Annotated in this window: 12 protein-coding genes; 1 reads left to right on the top strand and 11 read right to left on the bottom strand. The window is 42.0% G+C overall.

What is annotated here, in order from left to right:
* Positions 1-135: 135 nt before the first annotated feature.
* The 8 genes from WKT11_RS10830 to dapF all read right to left on the bottom strand — a co-directional run bounded on the left by WKT11_RS10830 (position 136) and on the right by dapF (position 10,684).
* Positions 136-2,295, bottom strand: coding sequence for a Tex family protein (locus WKT11_RS10830; protein ID WP_117674257.1), 2,160 nt, complete (start codon positions 2,293-2,295; stop codon positions 136-138).
* A gap of 194 nt (positions 2,296-2,489) precedes the next feature.
* Positions 2,490-3,770: a M28 family metallopeptidase gene (locus WKT11_RS10825; RefSeq protein ID WP_117845056.1), complete on the bottom strand. Its 1,281-nt coding sequence runs from the start codon at positions 3,768-3,770 to the stop codon at positions 2,490-2,492.
* Between the two features lie 186 nt (positions 3,771-3,956).
* On the bottom strand, positions 3,957-5,024 hold the full coding sequence (locus WKT11_RS10820; protein WP_117845058.1) for a DUF975 family protein: 1,068 nt from the start codon (positions 5,022-5,024) through the stop codon (positions 3,957-3,959).
* Positions 5,025-5,038: 14 nt separating this feature from the next.
* Entirely contained in the window at positions 5,039-6,247 is a 1,209-nt protein-coding gene (locus WKT11_RS10815; RefSeq protein WP_117674254.1) for an aspartate kinase, read from the bottom strand.
* Between the two features lie 163 nt (positions 6,248-6,410).
* Positions 6,411-7,625, bottom strand: coding sequence for a homoserine dehydrogenase (locus tag WKT11_RS10810; protein ID WP_117674253.1), 1,215 nt, complete (start codon positions 7,623-7,625; stop codon positions 6,411-6,413).
* Positions 7,626-7,631: 6 nt separating this feature from the next.
* Positions 7,632-8,087, bottom strand: coding sequence for an ACT domain-containing protein (locus tag WKT11_RS10805; RefSeq protein ID WP_117674252.1), 456 nt, complete (start codon positions 8,085-8,087; stop codon positions 7,632-7,634).
* 220 nt (positions 8,088-8,307) lie between these two features.
* Positions 8,308-9,418 (bottom strand): peptide chain release factor 2 gene (gene prfB, locus WKT11_RS10800; protein WP_117674251.1). Its coding sequence is split into 2 segments (ribosomal slippage): positions 8,308-9,342 and positions 9,344-9,418, totalling 1,110 coding nucleotides; the frame shifts between segments, so codons are not numbered across the junction.
* A gap of 417 nt (positions 9,419-9,835) precedes the next feature.
* Positions 9,836-10,684, bottom strand: a complete 849-nt coding sequence (gene dapF / locus WKT11_RS10795) for a diaminopimelate epimerase (RefSeq protein ID WP_117674250.1) — start codon at positions 10,682-10,684, stop codon at positions 9,836-9,838.
* A gap of 523 nt (positions 10,685-11,207) precedes the next feature.
* Here dapF and WKT11_RS10790 point away from each other — a divergent pair.
* Positions 11,208-12,044: a helix-turn-helix domain-containing protein gene (locus WKT11_RS10790; protein ID WP_117674249.1), complete on the top strand. Its 837-nt coding sequence runs from the start codon at positions 11,208-11,210 to the stop codon at positions 12,042-12,044.
* A gap of 180 nt (positions 12,045-12,224) precedes the next feature.
* Here WKT11_RS10790 and WKT11_RS10785 read toward each other — a convergent pair whose 3' ends face one another.
* The 3 genes from WKT11_RS10785 to malQ form a co-directional block, all read right to left on the bottom strand.
* Positions 12,225-13,688 (bottom strand): sodium-dependent transporter, encoded by a 1,464-nt coding sequence (locus WKT11_RS10785; RefSeq protein ID WP_117674248.1) that lies wholly within the window; start codon positions 13,686-13,688, stop codon positions 12,225-12,227.
* Positions 13,689-13,916: 228 nt separating this feature from the next.
* Entirely contained in the window at positions 13,917-16,493 is a 2,577-nt protein-coding gene (gene secA / locus WKT11_RS10780; RefSeq protein WP_117674247.1) for a preprotein translocase subunit SecA, read from the bottom strand.
* Positions 16,494-16,845: 352 nt separating this feature from the next.
* On the bottom strand, positions 16,846-18,363 hold the full coding sequence (gene malQ, locus WKT11_RS10775) for a 4-alpha-glucanotransferase (RefSeq protein WP_278277937.1): 1,518 nt from the start codon (positions 18,361-18,363) through the stop codon (positions 16,846-16,848).
* Between the last annotated feature and the right edge of the window lie 98 nt (positions 18,364-18,461).

Below are 18,461 nucleotides of genomic sequence, written 5' to 3'. Positions count from 1 at the left end.
CTGGCAATGTCCCGCGAGGTGTTTTTTGTGAGCGAAGGTCACAGAAAACCCGAAACATACGGCGCGAATTTATGCGAATAGCATAAATTCTGTGCATCGCGAAGCGTGTTACTGAGAACGCAGTGAACAGTAACATTATTTATTTAATCCCTTCATAGATAAGCTGATACGTTTCTTCTTCATATCAACCCCGATAACTCGTACATCTACGATATCTCCTACACTTACTGCTTCGAGAGGATGTTTGATAAATCTCTCTGTCATCTCAGAAATGTGTACCAGACCGTCCTGGTGAACTCCGATATCTACGAATGCACCAAAATCAATAACATTACGGACTGTTCCTTTGAGAACCATTCCTTCTTTTAAGTCTTTCATCTCCAGTACATCGGAGCGAAGGATCGGCTTCGGCATATCATCACGCGGGTCACGTGCCGGTTTTTCCAGTTCTTTCACGATGTCACGAAGTGTGATCTCACCGATTCCCAGTTCGTTTGCCATCTTTTTGTAATCTCTTACCTGCAGGGAAAGTCCAAGCAGATTTCCTGCCACAACATCATTTGGTTTATATCCAAGTTTCTTAAGGAGTGCCGCTGCTGCTTCATAACTCTCAGGATGTACACTTGTCGCATCCAGCGGATTCTTTCCACCGGAAATACGCATGAAACCTGCGCACTGTTCAAATGCTTTCGGTCCTAATTTTGCAACTTTGAGAAGTTCTTTTCTGTCTGTAAACTGTCCGTTCTCTTCTCTGTAAGCTACGATATTCTTGGCGATTGCTTTGCTGATACCGGAAATATACTCTAACAGAGATGCCGATGCCGTGTTTAAATCAACACCGACTTTATTTACGCTGTCTTCTACGACACCGCTTAATGCTTCATCCAGTTTCTTCTGATTCATATCATGCTGATACTGACCTACACCGATAGATTTCGGATCGATTTTTACAAGTTCAGCAAGCGGATCCTGCACACGTCTTGCGATAGAAGCCGCACTTCTCTGTCCTACATCAAAGTTCGGGAATTCTTCTGTAGCAAGTTTACTTGCAGAGTAAACAGATGCACCTGCTTCATTTGTAATCACGTACTGTACCTTCTTCTCCGGAATTTCTTTGAGCATATCTACGATTACCTGCTCAGATTCACGACACGCAGTACCATTTCCTACTGAAATAAGAGAAACGCCGTATTTCTCGATCATTCCCTCTACTGTATCCTTGGCAGCACGGATTTTCTTCTCTGTTGTCGGTGCTGTCGGATAAACAACTGTAGTGTCCAGAACTTTGCCTGTTGCATCTACAACAGCCAGCTTACATCCTGTACGGAACGCAGGGTCCCATCCAAGTACGACCTTTCCGGCGATTGGAGGCTGCATCAGAAGCTGTTCCAGGTTCTTGCCAAATACATGGATTGCACCGTCTTCTGCCTTATCCGTGAGGTCGCTGCGGATTTCTCTTTCGATTGCAGGTCCGATAAGACGCTTGTAGCTATCCTCTACTACAGTTTTCAGGATTGATGTTGTATTTGGGTTGTCTTTTATAATGATTCTCTTGTTCAGGTAACGGAGAATATCTTCTTCCGGAGCATTTACCTTTACAGTGATAAATTTCTCCTTTTCTCCGCGGTTTAATGCTAGGATACGATGTCCTGCCAGTTTCTTGATTGGCTCTTCGAATTCATAATACATCTCGTATACTGACTGTGCATCTGCATCCTTTGCTGTAGAAGAAATGCTTCCGTTCTTTGTGGTCAGGTTACGGATATAGATACGATAATCCGCTTCGTCAGAAATACGCTCTGCAATGATATCTTTCGCTCCGTTTAATGCCTCAGTTACATTCTTAACGCCTTTTTCTTCAGAAATATATGCTTTGGCTTCCTCTTCTACCGGTTTATCTGTCATCTGCAGAAGGATAATATCTGCCAATGGCTCCAGACCTTTTTCCTTTGCGATTGTCGCACGTGTACGGCGTTTCGGGCGGTATGGTCTGTATAAGTCCTCTACTACTACCAGTGTCTGTGCATCCAGGATCTGTTTCTTCAGTTCTTCTGTCAGTTTGCCCTGATCTTCAATACTCTTTAATACCTGATTCTTCTTATCTTCCAGGTTTCTTAAATAAGTGAGTCTCTCTGAAAGAGTACGAAGCTGCTCATCATTAAGAGAACCTGTTGCTTCTTTTCTGTATCGGGAAATAAATGGGATGGTGTTGCCCTCGTCAATTAATTTGACTGCGGCTTCTACCTGCCATTTCTCCACTTTCAGTTCCTGTGTAATTGCCTGAATAATATCCATTAATTTTTTATCTCCTCTTGTTGCTTTTCAGAATGCAGATGCGTGTAATCGACCCTTGCATCCACATTGTTTTTCTTCCATAGCATAAAAAACGCTCTTGTGATAGGGTATCAATCTGGCGGTAATTTGTCAAGTGCGGGATTTTGGCATACATATGTCAAAATCCCACAGAATAACAGCGTATAAAAAGTAAATTACCCAAAATATTCATTAAGCTGTGCAATAAATTCTTCCGGCACTTTCCGTTCAAACGGAAAGCTTTCAATATTTCCCAGTCTGTCTGCAATATAACCGAGCAAAACTGCACTTCTCTCCAGTGACCAGTCTGACAGCAGTGCAATGGTATCGTGACGGGTATGCATGCCAAACCCATCTCTGTTCAGAGTCATGGCAGGAATGCCTTTCCATGCAAAAGTATTGGAATCACTTCCCCATATCTGGTTCTTCGTTGACATTCCGATACCGATTTCATGAGCCATATATGTGAGTATACTGCAGACAGATGCATCACCGGTGACACCTGCCACAGTTCCGCCTACAAGCTGTCCGGCAAGATCTACATTCATGTTAAAACGATGTGCCGAAAGTTCATTTTCATGAATTTTGATATAATTCTGACTTCCCAGCAGACCTTTCTCTTCTGCGCCAAACCATACGAATTCCATTGTTCTGCGTGGTCTGTGTTCTTTGAAATATCTGCAAAGTTCCATGATGATCGCGGCACCGGACATATTATCGTAAGCACCAGGTCCCTCTGGTACGGAATCATAGTGTGCAGTAAGAGTCAGGATCTCCTCTGCTTTATCTGTTCCTTTGATTCGTGCCACTACATTTCGGGATGTACGTGCCACTGTCTCCTGTTCTACAGACAGGCAGGCCCTAGCCGTCCCTCTTGTCACTAATTCGACAGCATCTTTATAATGAATGCTTACACCCGGAATTCTATTGTCATAATTTGCCGCTTCTTTCCCGGCTGCTTTTTTCTCTTCACCTGGCAGATTCTTCGGTAAGCTGTATGCACGCGGTGTCAAATCTACGCCCTCGTCCAATGGGGAACCGACAATACTTATAAAACCGGCTACACCTGCTTTCACCAGTTTCTGGTACAGTTCCTTTCTTACCGGGTCATTTACCATAACAATTTTCCCTCTGGCATTTGCGAGGCTGATCTCATCAGCATTCTCCACATACAAAAAAGATGCATTCCGTCCATTCTCATCTGTATTGGCACATCTTCCATATCCGGTTACGATGTATTCTTTTGCATATGGTTCCGTTATCGTAAGCTTCGCCTTTTTTACCTGAAAAGTTTCAAAACAAAACTCTTCCAGATGATTCTCCACACCAAAACTATTCAATGTTTCCTGAATAATCGTTGCTGCTTTTTCCTCTCCTACACTTCCTGCCTCTCTGATATAATCAAACTCCGCCAGAAACTCCATCTGACGTTTTCCACTGATTTCATTTGTGTTCATAATTGTAAAAACCTTTCTCAAATATATTTATACTACCAGCAATTATTCCTATTATACCATTTACGTATAAGTTTTTTCCACCATTATAAATGAGAAAATTCAGTAAAACCAAATTAATAAAAATAAAAAAAGACCTTTATCAACATTTTTACATTGTGCCAGTTAAAGGTCTTTCATATTATGATTTTATTTCAAGCTATTGAAGTATTCATCCCATGGTTTTGGTTCGTTATCTTCTTCCTCTTCCGGAGTTGTCTGACTCTGCAGGCTGTCCTGTACTTCTTTACTCTCTGAAGAATCATATGGGTTATCCTGTGTCGTTCTATTATTTTCCACAGAACCATACAAACTATCCTGGGTATTCTCACTTGCTGCATTATTCTGCACTTCTTTGTTCTCATCCGAAGCCACTGATGAATCACCTGTCACACTCCAGAACTGCTGCTGATTTTGCTGATTTTCCCCAAATGTTCCGCCAAACATCGGATTTACGAATTCCTGTGCATTACGTTCCTCTTCCTGTTTCTGTGCAGTGAGTTCTCCTGTCAGATCACGATAAAACATGGTTTCTGTCATGATCATATAAGGCAGTACCCACAAAAGTGCAATATAAAATGTAAAGACAGAAAGGAACATCAGCGGAATAAAACTTATCTTAAGCATCAGATATCTTCCAAAGTTTCCCTGCATCATTTCGATACTTTCTTTCAGAGCATCTGTTCCCTTCAGTTCCGGTTTGTCCGCCAGAATATAATATGTCATTTCCAGCGGAATAGACAAAATCTGATAAACGATCATTCCCACAAGCATCAGGAAAATACTTGTATACATCCAGGTAATCTGCGTCTCCAGAGAAGCACCTTCAGCCGGTGTATTCATGTTTCCATAAATGGTATATGGCAACATGGTAAGCAAGTTAATCACTGCCAGGAAAAAAGTAGCAACGATCACTCTGTCCGGGTGATGTTTATAAAAATAGATCAAATCATTTAGTGAATATGCTTTTCCTCTTGCAATATTCAGATACATATAATTCAATCCTGCCGATATCACATTAATCAGCAATGTCAGAATAAATGTAAATGCATATCCCAATACAAGGTCAAGTGTTTCCTCGCCCGGAAACAGCGCGGAGGACAGCATGCTGCTGATCAGCGCCAGCGCCTGCACCACAACAAATGCCAGGATAAGCGTTCCATATTTGCCTGACATTGCCTGTTTTGCATATCTTTTTAATTCACGTCTCTGTGTCATCAAATTCTCCTATATCAGTCTGCCAGATTAAATGCATCATGCACTGCATTCATCGCACGCACACCATCTTTTTCATTGATCAAAACTGTCACACGGATCTCAGACGTGGAGATCATGTTGATATTTACACCTTCATTGTAAAGGCTCTCAAACATCTTCGCAGCTACTCCAGGATTGCTCATCATTCCTGCTCCTACGATGGAAAGCTTCGCAATATTTCTCTCAGAATGCAGTTCTGCATATCCAAGTCTTGCCTGATTTGCATCCAGAGTTGCAACAGCATCATCCAGGTCATTTCCGTCTACAGTAAAGGAAATATCCTTCTTGCCTGCACGTCCGATAGACTGCAGAATAACATCTACATTAATATTCTTCTTTGCAAGGGTATCAAATAATTTAAAAGCCACACCCGGCTCATCTTTTAATCCGATTACTGCGATTCTCACTGCATCTGTATCCAGAGCAACACCGCTGATCAACATTCTCTCCACTGTAACTTCCTCCTTTACCACGGTTCCTTCGCTGTTATTCAAACTTGAACGTACCACAAGCGGCACACCATATTTCTTAGCCATCTCTACAGAACGGTTGTGAAGTACACCTGCTCCGAGAGTCGCAAGATCAAGCATTTCATCATAAGTGATCTCTTTGAGCTTTCTTGCTTTCGGAACCTTACGCGGATCTGCTGTATAAACACCGTCTACATCTGTATAGATTTCACACGCATCTGCATGAAGAGCTGCCGCGAGCGCAACTGCTGTTGTATCAGAACCGCCTCTTCCAAGAGTTGTATAATCATCATACTTGTCAACTCCCTGGAAGCCGGTAACAACTACAATCTTCTTACTATCCAGTTCTCTTCTGATACGCTCTGTATCAATTCTCTTTAAACGTGCATTTCCGTGAGCACTTGTTGTATGCATGGCAACCTGAAATGCATTCAGGGAAACAGCAGGAACTCCCTGCTTGTCCATCGCCATTGCCATCAAAGCAACGGACATCTGCTCACCGATCGTAAAGAGCATATCCATCTCTCTTTTCGGCGGTTTCTCATTAATATCCTTCGCCATCGTAATCAGTTCGTCTGTATATTTGCCCATCGCAGACAGAACAACTACCACGTCATTTCCCTTTCTGTACTCCTCTATACAGCGGTTGGCAACATTAAAGATACGTTCTTTATTTGCAACCGATGTACCGCCAAATTTCTTGACAATTAACATCTTTTTGCTTCCTCCATAATAAGTTTACAGGAAAGAGAAGCTTCTCATATCTTCCCTTTCCTGTTCTGTTTACAGTAATCACTGTACAAATATTTATCTGAAGTTTTGTATCAGCGTCCACCTTATCAGGCACACTATATGATACACGAAATCTGTCAGTTTATCAATCTTTTACTCTAATCTTTGCAAGTACCTGATCCCCGATCTGAGTCAGCTTCTCTTCAAATTCTCCCTGTGTCATTTCATCAGTGATAAATGCACATTCCTGTGGAAGCTGTCCCAGGCTGATGATCTCAACATCACCAAATACCTTCTTCACTTTTTCTGCTGCTTCTTTTTTGATTCTCACAAAAAACTTTCCTGTCACTTCATCCAGTGGTTTCAATACTGCCGGAGTACTGTTCCAGTTTGTCACAATGTTAACATGGAGATGTTTGGCAGCATCCACAATATCACCAACTACAGCACTTGCTGTAGGAAGTTTACCTGCACCGCTTCCATAGAACATGGCATCTCCAAGCATATTTCCATGTACAAATACTGCATTAAACACATCATTTACACTGTAAAGAGGGCTGTTCTGACCGAGCATAAACGGTGCTACCATTGCATAACAGGTTCCGTCTGCCAGTCTGCGGCTGGTTCCAAGAAGTTTGATAGTTCTGCCAAGTTTCGCAGCATATTCCATATCTTCCGGTGTGATCTTTGTGATTCCCTCTGTATAAATATCTTCGAAATCAAAATATCTCTCATAGGCAAGAGAAGAAAGAATCGCAATCTTACGGCATGCATCATATCCTTCTACGTCTGCGGTAGGATCTGCTTCTGCATATCCTTTCTGCTGTGCTTCTTTTAATACCGTATCAAACTCGCAGCCTTCTGTATTCATCTTATAAAGCATGTAGTTGGTTGTTCCGTTCAGGATACCTGTCACTTCATCGATCTCATCTCCTGTAAGAGAAGAATTGATCACACGGATGATCGGGATTCCGCCGCCGCAGCTTGCCTCGAATAAGAAGTTAATGCTCTTTTCTTTCGCGATATCCATCAGTTCGCGGCCATGTTTTGCAACCAGAGCTTTATTGGAGGTACATACATTCTTTCCTGCCAGAAGTGCTTTCTTTACAAAAGTATAAGCCGGCTCTACACCGCCCATAACCTCTACTACGATATCCACTTCCGGATCATTCACAATCTGCTCATAATCATGAACCAGAACCTCTTCTACCGGCTGTCCCGGGAAATCACGAAGATCCAGGACATATTTTACGTTAAGTTCCTCTCCGGCACGTCTTGTAATGCTCTCTTTGTTTGTGTTTAATACTTCAAATACACCGCTTCCAACTGTGCCATATCCTAAAATTGCTACATTGATCATTTTCCTTTACTCCCTGCCTAGTATTTTCAGATAGTGAATTCCTTCATTCTGTTCAATTGTCTCAACCATTGCTTCCGCATCTCCCTCTCCCGGAAGAATATCCACGCTCAAAGTAAGTGTGGCAATTCCGTTGATCGGAATGCTCTGATGAATGGTAAGAATGTTTCCATGAAACCGTGCAATTGTCTGCAGGACAACCGACAAAAGCCCCGGTTCATCATCCATCTGGATGATAAAGGTGATTGTCTTTCCCCTGGTTTCTTCATGAAATGGAAAAATATCATCTTTGTATTTATAAAAAGAACTCCTGCTGATTCCTGTGCGCTCTGCCGCATCCTGCACAGTGTCCACCTTGCCGGAATCAAGAAGCTTCTTGGCTTCCACGACCTTTAACAGCACTTCCGGAACCGCGCGTTCCCTTACTACAAAATATTTCTTTTTTTCTGATACTTGTTTCTGCATATCAATTTACCTGTCCGTTTCTTAAAGACATTTGTTTTCATATAATGGATATCTTATCACAATGGACAAAAATACGCAAGAAATATGTTTCTGCATAAACAGATTATCTCATCTGTATTTCCTACATCGCATAATATATCTACAAATCACCATAAAACGCTCAACTATTTATACAACGCGAAAAAGGCTGTCGTAATCCGGGACAGCCTTTTCTAATGTTTTATTTCTTCAGCGCGATCCATTTCAGATATGCATTGATAAAGATATCGATTCCGCCGTCAAGCACTGCATCCACATTTCCGGTCTCCTCGTTTGTACGATGATCCTTGACCATAGTATATGGCTGCATGACATAAGAACGGATCTGATTTCCCCATCCGATATCAGTTACCTCTCCACGGATACCGGAAAGTTTCTCCTCTGCTTCCTGCTGCTTAAGAAGATACAGCTTCGCTTTCAGCATCTGCATTGCTTTATCTTTATTCATATGCTGAGAACGTTCATTCTGACACTGTACCACGATTCCGGTCGGGAAATGTGTGATACGGATGGCAGATGATGTCTTATTGATATGCTGACCGCCGGCACCACTGCTTCGGTAAGTATCGATACGGATATCGTCATCATTGATCTCTACATCCAGATCCTTCTTGATATCCGGCATAACATCGCAGGATACGAAAGAAGTCTGGCGTTTACCTGCCGCATTAAAAGGAGAGATACGCACAAGACGGTGAACTCCTTTCTCTGACTTCAGATAACCATAAGCATTTGTTCCGTTTACCTGGAATGTAACAGATTTAATGCCTGCTTCATCACCATCCAGATAATCCAGCACTTCCAGACTGAAACCTTTCTTATCTACCCAGCGGCTGTACATACGATAAAGCATGCCGCACCAGTCACAGGCTTCTGTTCCGCCTGCACCTGCATTTAACTTGATGATGGCGTTCTCACTGTCATATTCTCCGGAAAGAAGTGTCTTGATACGGATATTGTCGAAATCCTTCTGGAATTCATCCAGCATCTCCTGAATCTCAGGAATCAGTGCAGGATCATTTTCCTCATATCCCATCTCAATCATGGTTTCCATATCTTCCATCTGGGTAATCAGATTCTGATAAGTCTCCATGTCATCTTTCATGTCTTTTAATTCTTTCATTTTCTTCTGGGAAACTTCTGCGTCATCCCAGAAATCAGGCGCTTCCATCTCGCGCTCTAATTCTTCGACCTTCTGCTCTTTGTTAGCGAGGTCAAAGTGAATCCCTCACTTCCACTAATGGTTCTGTATAAGTTGCAAGAATGCTCTTGAACTGGTCTAATTCAACCACAGCTTCACCCACTTTCTTATTTTTAAATATAAATATTCTTTGTCAGATTTTTACGATATCCGACTGGATTTTCTGTTCAGACAAGTATAACAGACGAACACTTGTAATTCGTTCCGCCACTTGTCGATAACCCTGCAAACAGTTTCCATTACGCTGTTTGACTCGTTTAAAATAATAGCATATCTTCCATCAAAATACAAATAAAGAATTATCCGCAGCACAAATCTTATTACTGTTCACTCCGCTCTCAGTAATACGCCTCGCGATGCACAGAATTTATGCTAATCGCAGAAATTCGCGCCGTATGTCTCGGGATTTTGGCATATTCATGCCAAAACGCCTCGCGGGATAGTAGATGTGAACAGTAACAAAATCTTTACTGCGGGCTATAGGCAACTCTATAAAATTTTTTGATTTTTATGAGAAAAAGCTCTCCGCCACACTCATATCTGCAATATATCCGACCGTACCTGTCATGTAGATTGTTCCGTCCTCTTCAATATCAATCTGAATCATTCCGCCAGGCTGGTTTACATTAATGCGGGATTCCACAAGTCCCAATTTATATGCCGCAGCCGCTGCCGCACAGCTTCCTGTTCCGGATGCCTTTGTATAACCGGAACCTCTTTCCCATATTTCGATATCCAGATTTCCTTTGTCAATCTGGCGGCAGATCTGCAGGTTCATTCTCTCCGGAAATTCATCCGCGTTTTCCACATAAGGTCCCAGATTTCTGACAGCTTCTGCACTTACATTATCTGTAAAAATAATACAATGTGGATTTCCTACTGTCAGACAGGTAGCTTTATATTCTTTTCCATGGAACATAAACCCTTCCTTAATTACTTCGCGGACTTCACCGGATACCGGAATGTCGCTGGAAATAAACGATGGTTTTCCCATATTTACTTTAAATTCCGTTGCACGGCTGTTCAGACATTCTACCTGAATTGTACCGGACAAGGTTTCAATGTCAAATTTCTTCTCTGTAACATATCCCTGATCCATCAGATACTTTGCAAAGATACGCACACCATTTCCACTGATTGCTGACTCACTTCCGTCTGCATTGTAAATACGCACCCCAAGTTTTCCCTCAATCTCTACCGGTCCATAGAGCACGCCGTCTGCTCCCAATCCGAATCCTCTCTGGCAGAGAAGGGCAACTTTCTTTCCCTGGAGCTGCACCCTGTTCCTCTTTGGATCCAGAATAAGATAATCATTTCCAAGTCCCTGGTATTTACTCATAATAATTGTATTTGCCATAGCCGCATCCCTCTCCTTATCTATCACTCACAAATATCTTCTTTCAAAATCACTTTCTACTAATCTGTCATATTCTTCTTTTACTTACTATAGGCTTATTATATTCGATTATTTTTACCATGTATATGGATTAAAATGCGACTTACATTGCAAAAAATGCTCTCTCATTTCATTTTTCCTTTATACTTTTATTATCTTTTTCAGTTCTTTATACTTTTTATCAGTCTGCATAGAAACATAAAAAAAAGACCATTATATCAGTTCTCTGATATAACAGCCTTACAGATGTTATCACTCCTCTCTGTTCTGTTTTCTATTTCTTTACCCCATTTTGAAATAGTTACAAAGTTTTTACGATTACTTTGTAATTGTATGATACTATCATCTTTCAATAATGTCAATATCTTTGTAGCATGTTTTCTCAGAAATTCCGTTCATTGATTGCACCTGCCTGCATTAAATGATATGATAAATACTGCCCAAAAACAATAGCAAACACAGTTCTATAGGATTGGAGGTAACTATGACCTTATCAGAACAGTTCTATCAATCAGAAAAAACAGGCTACCTTAATGAGCAGTTCCGACTTTTTCATATTAAAGACCAGACAAAAAAAGAATTTGCTTATCACTATCACGATTTTCATAAAGTAGTCATTTTTATCTCCGGAAAAGCTACTTATCATATCGAAGGAAAAGCCTACAACCTTAGACCATGGGACATCCTGCTCGTAGACCGCCATGCGATCCACCGTCCGGAAATCGATGCTTCCGTTCCCTACGAACGCTTCATTCTCTGGATTCAGAATGATATTCCCTGGCAGGAACTTCTGAAATGTTTCCAGAAAGCAAACGACCGCAGCTATAATCTGATTCGTCTGCACCCTTCTCTTCAGGAAAAGCTGAAAGAAATCCTTCTGGAATTAGAGTCTGCCACAAAATCCGACGCATTTGCCAAAGACCTTCTGGCTCAGTCATTATTTCTGCAATTTATGATCTATGTAAACCGTATTTTTCTGGAAAAGCAATATATTTTCGACAGAAAATCATACTCTTTTGATTCACAGATTGCGGATATTCTGCAATACATCAACCACAATCTGAAAGAAGATCTGTCGGTAGACAATCTCGCCTCCAGGTATTATATCAGCAAATATCATCTGATGCGAAAATTTAAAGAAGAAACGGGCTTCACACTCCATAACTATATCGTAAATAAGCGGCTTCTCATGGCTCGAACCCTGATTTCAGAAGGAATGCCGGTAACAAAAGCAGCATTAGAAAGCGGTTTCTCTGAATATAGCACTTTTTCCCGTGCATATCGAAAACAGTTTGGAGCTACACCAAGTAACATTTCATAACTCATAATCATTTCATTCTCTTATAATTATAACGTAAAACATTCATAAAATAATAATGTGTCAGTGAACAATTGCAAATATTACAAAATAAAAAGATGCAGGCATATCTGATTATTTTTCAGACAAGTCTGCATCTTTTTTCATATTCTCTTTTGTTTATTTGATTCCACTACTATCTGCTTATTTCGCTTTCTTCTTCGCCATCGCGCAGTAAAATACAAATCCCAGCAACACCAGTGCCACGATCATCCAGCCAACCAGCGCTCCTGTTCCAAGGCCTGCGAATTTATCATAGTATCCTTTCAGATAGATTACGATAATGATCGCCGGAATTCCATAGGATACATAACCTTTCAGAGATTTCGGGAACTTCATTCCGGTGCCGGCGTTCGCCTCTGCGATAAAGTTATCCCATCCCCATCCATTCTTTCTTGTACAGAACAGAAGGTATCCAAGACTTCCTAGCGGAAGAAGGTTATTGGAAACGATAAAGTCCTCCAGATCCATGATGTTACTTCCATCACCAAACGGCTGGAATCCGGAAAGTACATTAAATCCAAGTACACATGGAATACTCAGGATTACTACCAGAACCGCACATACAACGACACTCTTCTTACGATCCCATCCAAATAATTCCATATTAAATACGATCAGGTTCTCAAATACGGCAATGATAGTTGAAATTGCCGCAAATGTCAGAAACAGGAAGAACAGACTTCCCCATAACGCACCGCCGCTCATCTTTGCAAAAATATTGGGCAGAGTGATAAAAATAAGACTCGGACCTGCATCTGGCTGGATTCCATAAGAGAAACATGCCGGAATAATGATAAATCCTGCTGTCAGTGCTACAAATGTATCCAGTATTGTGATGCTTACCGCTTCACCTGTCAGACTTCTGGATTTATCCAGATAACTTCCGAAAATCAACATCGCACCAATACCAATGGATAACGTAAAGAATGACTGGCTCAGTGCAGCAAATACTACATTACCGATTCCTGCATCCTTGATTTTCTGAAAATCAGGAACCAGATAAAAACTAATTCCTTCCCCTGCGCCTTCCATCATTACGGAGTGAACAGCAAGAACAACCATAATGATCAGCAACGCGCTCATCATTACTTTAGAGATTTTCTCAATTCCGTTCTGCAGTCCCATGAAGCAGACTGCGAATCCAATAAGACAGATAATGACCATCCAAAGCATCATCGTCGGCGCATTTCCAAGCATATCGGAAAATGACTGTGTCACTGCCTCAGGAGATGCTCCTGCAAAATCTCCCCGTAAACTCTTTACACAATAATAAAGCATCCATCCGCCTACTGTAGTGTAAAACATCATCAACATGTAACATCCAATGATACCGATGGATTTCAGCGGCTTCCAGCCGCTTCCCTCCGGTGCCAGTTTGTCAAAACATTTCGCAACACTCGTGTGGCTTCCACGTCCTACCGCAAACTCAGATACCAGGACCGGAATGCCCAGGATTACCAGGAAACATAAGTAGATCAGAATAAAAGCTGCTCCTCCATATTCTCCGCAGATGTATGGGAATTTCCACACATTTCCAATGCCAATGGCACATCCCGCCGATACCAGAATGAAACCAAGGCGTGAGCCAAAAGACTCTCTCTTCATACTGTTTTTCCCCCTTTAGGTTTTATAACGGTACACTATTATAAGCCGTTCTGATACACCAATTCTTTAGCAAGTCAATGTGTCAGTTTAACGCATTAAAGTATTTCCGTGTATGATAAAAGGGCCTTATATAATTAAGCCCTTTTATCTCATAAGCAGTCCATTACCATTTTTTATATGTCCGGTAATATATCTTTCCTGCTTTCACTATTCTCTTTTCAACTAGGCTCAGGCTTTGTTCTTACGTCCGCAGCACTGTTTGTATTTCTTACCGCTTCCGCATGGACACGGATCGTTCGGATATACTTTGATCTCTTTTCTCTGAACTGGTTTCTTCGGACCGGCGCTGTCATCTTTGTTTGTTCCGGTAACTTTGGCAACCTGTTCACGCTCGATCTTCTGCTCTACATGTACATGATACAGCATACGAAGTGTATCTTCCTGAATAGATGTGATCATGTTGTTGAACATCTCGAATGCGCTCATCTTGTATTCAACAACCGGATCTCTCTGTCCGTAAGCAGCAAGTCCGATACCCTGACGAAGAATTTCCATATCATCAATGTGATCCATCCACTTGCTGTCGATGCATTTCAGAAGTACAACACGCTCTAATTCACGAAGCTGTTCCGGTTCCGGGAACTCTGCTTCTTTTGCTTCATAAAGCTTCACTGCCTCTTCTTTCAATGCATGCTTAATCTCATCACGTTTCTTACCTTTTACAGTCTCAAGAGTAAGCGGCTGAACCGGAATAACCGGGAGAAGTACGCCGTTAAATTCATTCAGATCCCACTCTTCGGAATCTACATCATCAGAGAAACACATATCTACATAAGTATCAACTGTATCCTGAATCATCTTGTAGATTGCCTCACGCATGTTCTCACCATCAAGAACCTGACGACGCTCTTTGTAGATGATCTCACGCTGCTCATTATTTACCTGGTCATAATCAAGAAGATTCTTACGAATACCAAAGTTGTTAAACTCAATCTTCTCCTGTGCTTTCTCGATTGCATTGGAAAGCATCTTATGTTCGATCTGTTCATTCTCAGCAACACCCAGAGATGTAAAGATCTTCATCAGTCTCTCAGAACCGAACAGACGCATCAGATCATCTTCCAGGGAAATGTAGAAACGGGACTCACCCGGGTCACCCTGACGACCGGAACGTCCACGCAGCTGATTATCAATACGTCTGGACTCATGACGTTCTGTACCGATGATCATCAGACCGCCAGCCTCTCTTGACACATCATCCAGCTTAATATCAGTACCACGGCCCGCCATGTTAGTAGCAATCGTAACTGCTCCTGCCTGACCTGCCTGTGCTACGATCTCAGCTTCCAGTTCATGGAACTTCGCGTTCAATACATTATGTTTGATTCCCTGTCTCTTCAGCATACGGCTGATAAGTTCGGATGTTTCGATTGTAATTGTACCAACCAGTACCGGCTGCTGTTTTGCATGAGCCTCAACTACAGCATTGACAACTGCGTTGAATTTCTCTTTCTTTGTCATATAAACAGCATCTTCATGGTCAACACGGATTACCGGTCTGTTCGTCGGGATTTCTACAACGTCCATTGCATAGATATCACGGAACTCTTTCTCCTCTGTGATAGCTGTACCGGTCATACCGCCCTTCTTGTCATATTTGTTAAAGAAGTTCTGGAATGTGATCGTTGCCAGAGTCTTGCTCTCACGTTTGATCTTAACATGCTCTTTTGCTTCAATCGCCTGATGAAGACCGTCAGAATAACGGCGTCCCGGCATGATACGTCCGGTAAATTCATCAACGATAAGAATCTCATCATCTTTAACAACGTAATCCTGATCCTTATGCATCAGGTTGTGTGCACGAAGAGCAAGGATAATGTTATGCTGGATCTCCAGATTCTCCGGATCAGCCAGGTTCTCAATATGGAAGAATTTCTCAACCTTATGAACACCCTGCTCAGTAAGGTTTACGATCTTATCTTTCTCATTTACAACGAAGTCACCTGTCTCGATAACTTCCTCGCCCATGATAGCTGCCATCTTTGTCATCTCGTGGCTGGCTTCACCACGCTCTAACTGCTGGGCAAGGATATCGCAGGCTTCATATAATTTCGTAGACTTTCCACTCTGACCGGAAATGATAAGAGGTGTACGCGCCTCATCGATCAAAATGGAGTCGACCTCATCGATGATACAGTAGTGCAGATCTCTCTGTACCAGCTGTTCTTTATAAATAACCATGTTGTCACGCAGATAATCGAAACCAAGTTCGTTATTGGTAACATAGGTAATGTCGCAGTTGTATGCAGCACGACGTTCATCCTGCTTCATATCATTTAAAACAACGCCGACAGTCAGGCCAAGGAATTCATGGATCTGTCCCATCTCTTCTGCATCTCGTTTAGCCAGATAGTCATTGACTGTTACGATATGCACACCTTTACCTTCCAGGGCATTTAAGTATGCCGGAAGTGTGGCAACAAGTGTTTTACCTTCACCTGTTCTCATCTCTGCGATACGTCCCTGGTGAAGAATGATACCACCGATTAACTGCACTCGGAAATGCTCCATTCCAAGAACACGTTTACCGGCTTCACGTACAACCGCAAATGCCTCTGGAAGCAGATCATCTAATGTCTCTCCCTCTTCCAGACGTTTCTTGAACTCTCTTGTCTTTCCTTTCAGTTCCTCGTCACTTAACTTCTGCATGTCCGGGCGCAGGCTCTCGATTTTCTCAACCAGAGGCATGATACGCTTAACCTCTCGCTGGCTGCGGGTCCCGAATACTTTTGAAAACATATTCATATTAGGTTTTACTCCTGTTAATCTCTCTATTTTTACAAAGCATTGCTGCTATACACCGGCATCTGTACGATACCGGTTATTATTGTTTACTCCGTTCACTGCAAACATAATAGCAGCATGCGAACATTACAAACGATTTTTCTGTATACACAATACTAAACTATTCTAACACTTTCCAGTATGGAAAACAATGAATTTTTCATAAACAAAATAAGAAAATTGTTACTAAATCTGTTCTTATTCACATGTCACTATCCCGCGAAGTGTTTGAACATAAAATACCAAAAGCAGCAAGTCCCCACCCACTTCTTATTGCTCTTCGCAACCTCCGCAGGGGACTTACCTGATTCGGTCAAATACGTTTAGTATCTACAATCAGGCGTCCTAATTTCTGTAATTCTTTCTCGGCCTGTACAAAATCCGGTAAGTGCCACTCCCAGTTCGGAGAACCGATTGTTCCCGGTGTATTAATATGGCCTTCTTTTCCCAGTCCAAGGATATCTGCCAGCGGGATGATCGCATATTCCGCCTGATTCTGCATGGTATACTGAAGGAATCGGTCTTTGACAGAACCCTGTGATGCCCCTGCTTTCTTTAACATACGGCGAAGTTTTCTTCTGGATGCAGTGCTCATATTTTCATACCACTGCATAATCGTGTCATTATCGTGAGTTCCTGTATAGAAAATCATGTTTTCCACATCATGGAAGGTATCCCTGGCATATTTTCCACCTGTTTCGATAGAAAAGATAAGGATTTTCATTCCTTTCAGATGGTAATGATCCTTTAATACCAGAACTTCCGGACGGAGCAGTCCCAGATCCTCAGCCACCAGATTCAGCCCCGGAAGCTCTTTCTGAAGTGTGTCAATCACTTCATATCCAGGTGCTTCGATCCATTCGCCGTCAATCGCAGTCGGACAGGTTGCAGGAATCTTCCAGTATGTATCAAATGCACGGAAATGATCGATTCTGATGATATCAAACAATTTATTGCTGTAACCGATTCTGTCTACCCAGAACTGATAATTCTGTTCTTTCATATGTTCCCAGTCGTAAATCGGATTTCCCCATCTCTGACCTGTCGCGCTGAAATAGTCTGGTGGTACTCCTGCAATAAAGATCGGACGTCCGTCTGTGTCCAGAAGGAAATTATCCTTACCGCCCCACACATCTACAGAATCCTGACCTACATAGAACGGAACATCGCCCATGATCTCAATACCGGCTTCGTTTGCCGTTTTCTTTACGTCCATCCACTGAGTGTAGAAAATATACTGAAGGAACATCTGATACTGGGCCTCTGCCTCGACTTCTGCTGATAATGCATGTCTGTTCTCCGGCCAGTTTCTGTCCTCTTCCGCCCAGTCATTCCAGCAATTTCCGTTATTTGCTTTCTTCAATGCACGGAATACGCCATATTCATACACCCATTCCTGTGCTGCAAATTCTTTATATGCAGACTCTTCCTGTCCCTTTTTCTTTGTAAAAACTTCAAAAGCTTCTCTCAGGAACGGCTCTCTGTACTGACGGACAGCTTCGTAATCTACTCTCTTCGCATTCTGTAAAAAAGCTTCAGGTGCTGTCTTCAGCAGCCCATCCTCTGCAAGTTTGTCCAGACTGATATATATTTCATCACCAGCGCAAGAGGAATATGGCTGATATGGAGAATTTCCGTAACCAACTGGGTTAAGTGGAAGAATCTGCCATATTTTAACATGATTCTTTTTTAGTAATTCTATAAAATGAAATGCTGCTTCTCCGAGTTCCCCGGCACCAACACGTGATGGAAGTGCGGAAACTGGCATTAATACTCCGGCTTTTCTCATTGCGTTTTTGCTCCTTCTTTCTTTACAGGATTTTCTGTATATTCTATCATATTTTGAGTACTACGTCAAAAGTGAAAAACCAGGCTTAAAGCATTAGATTTCCTATGCTTTAAACCTAGTATGGCTCACGCTAATTAGCG

Source organism: Blautia sp. HCN-1074 (assembly GCF_037890165.1).
Classification (GTDB): Bacteria; Bacillota; Clostridia; order Lachnospirales; family Lachnospiraceae; genus Blautia_A.
This window is presented reverse-complemented; position numbering and strand designations above follow the sequence as displayed.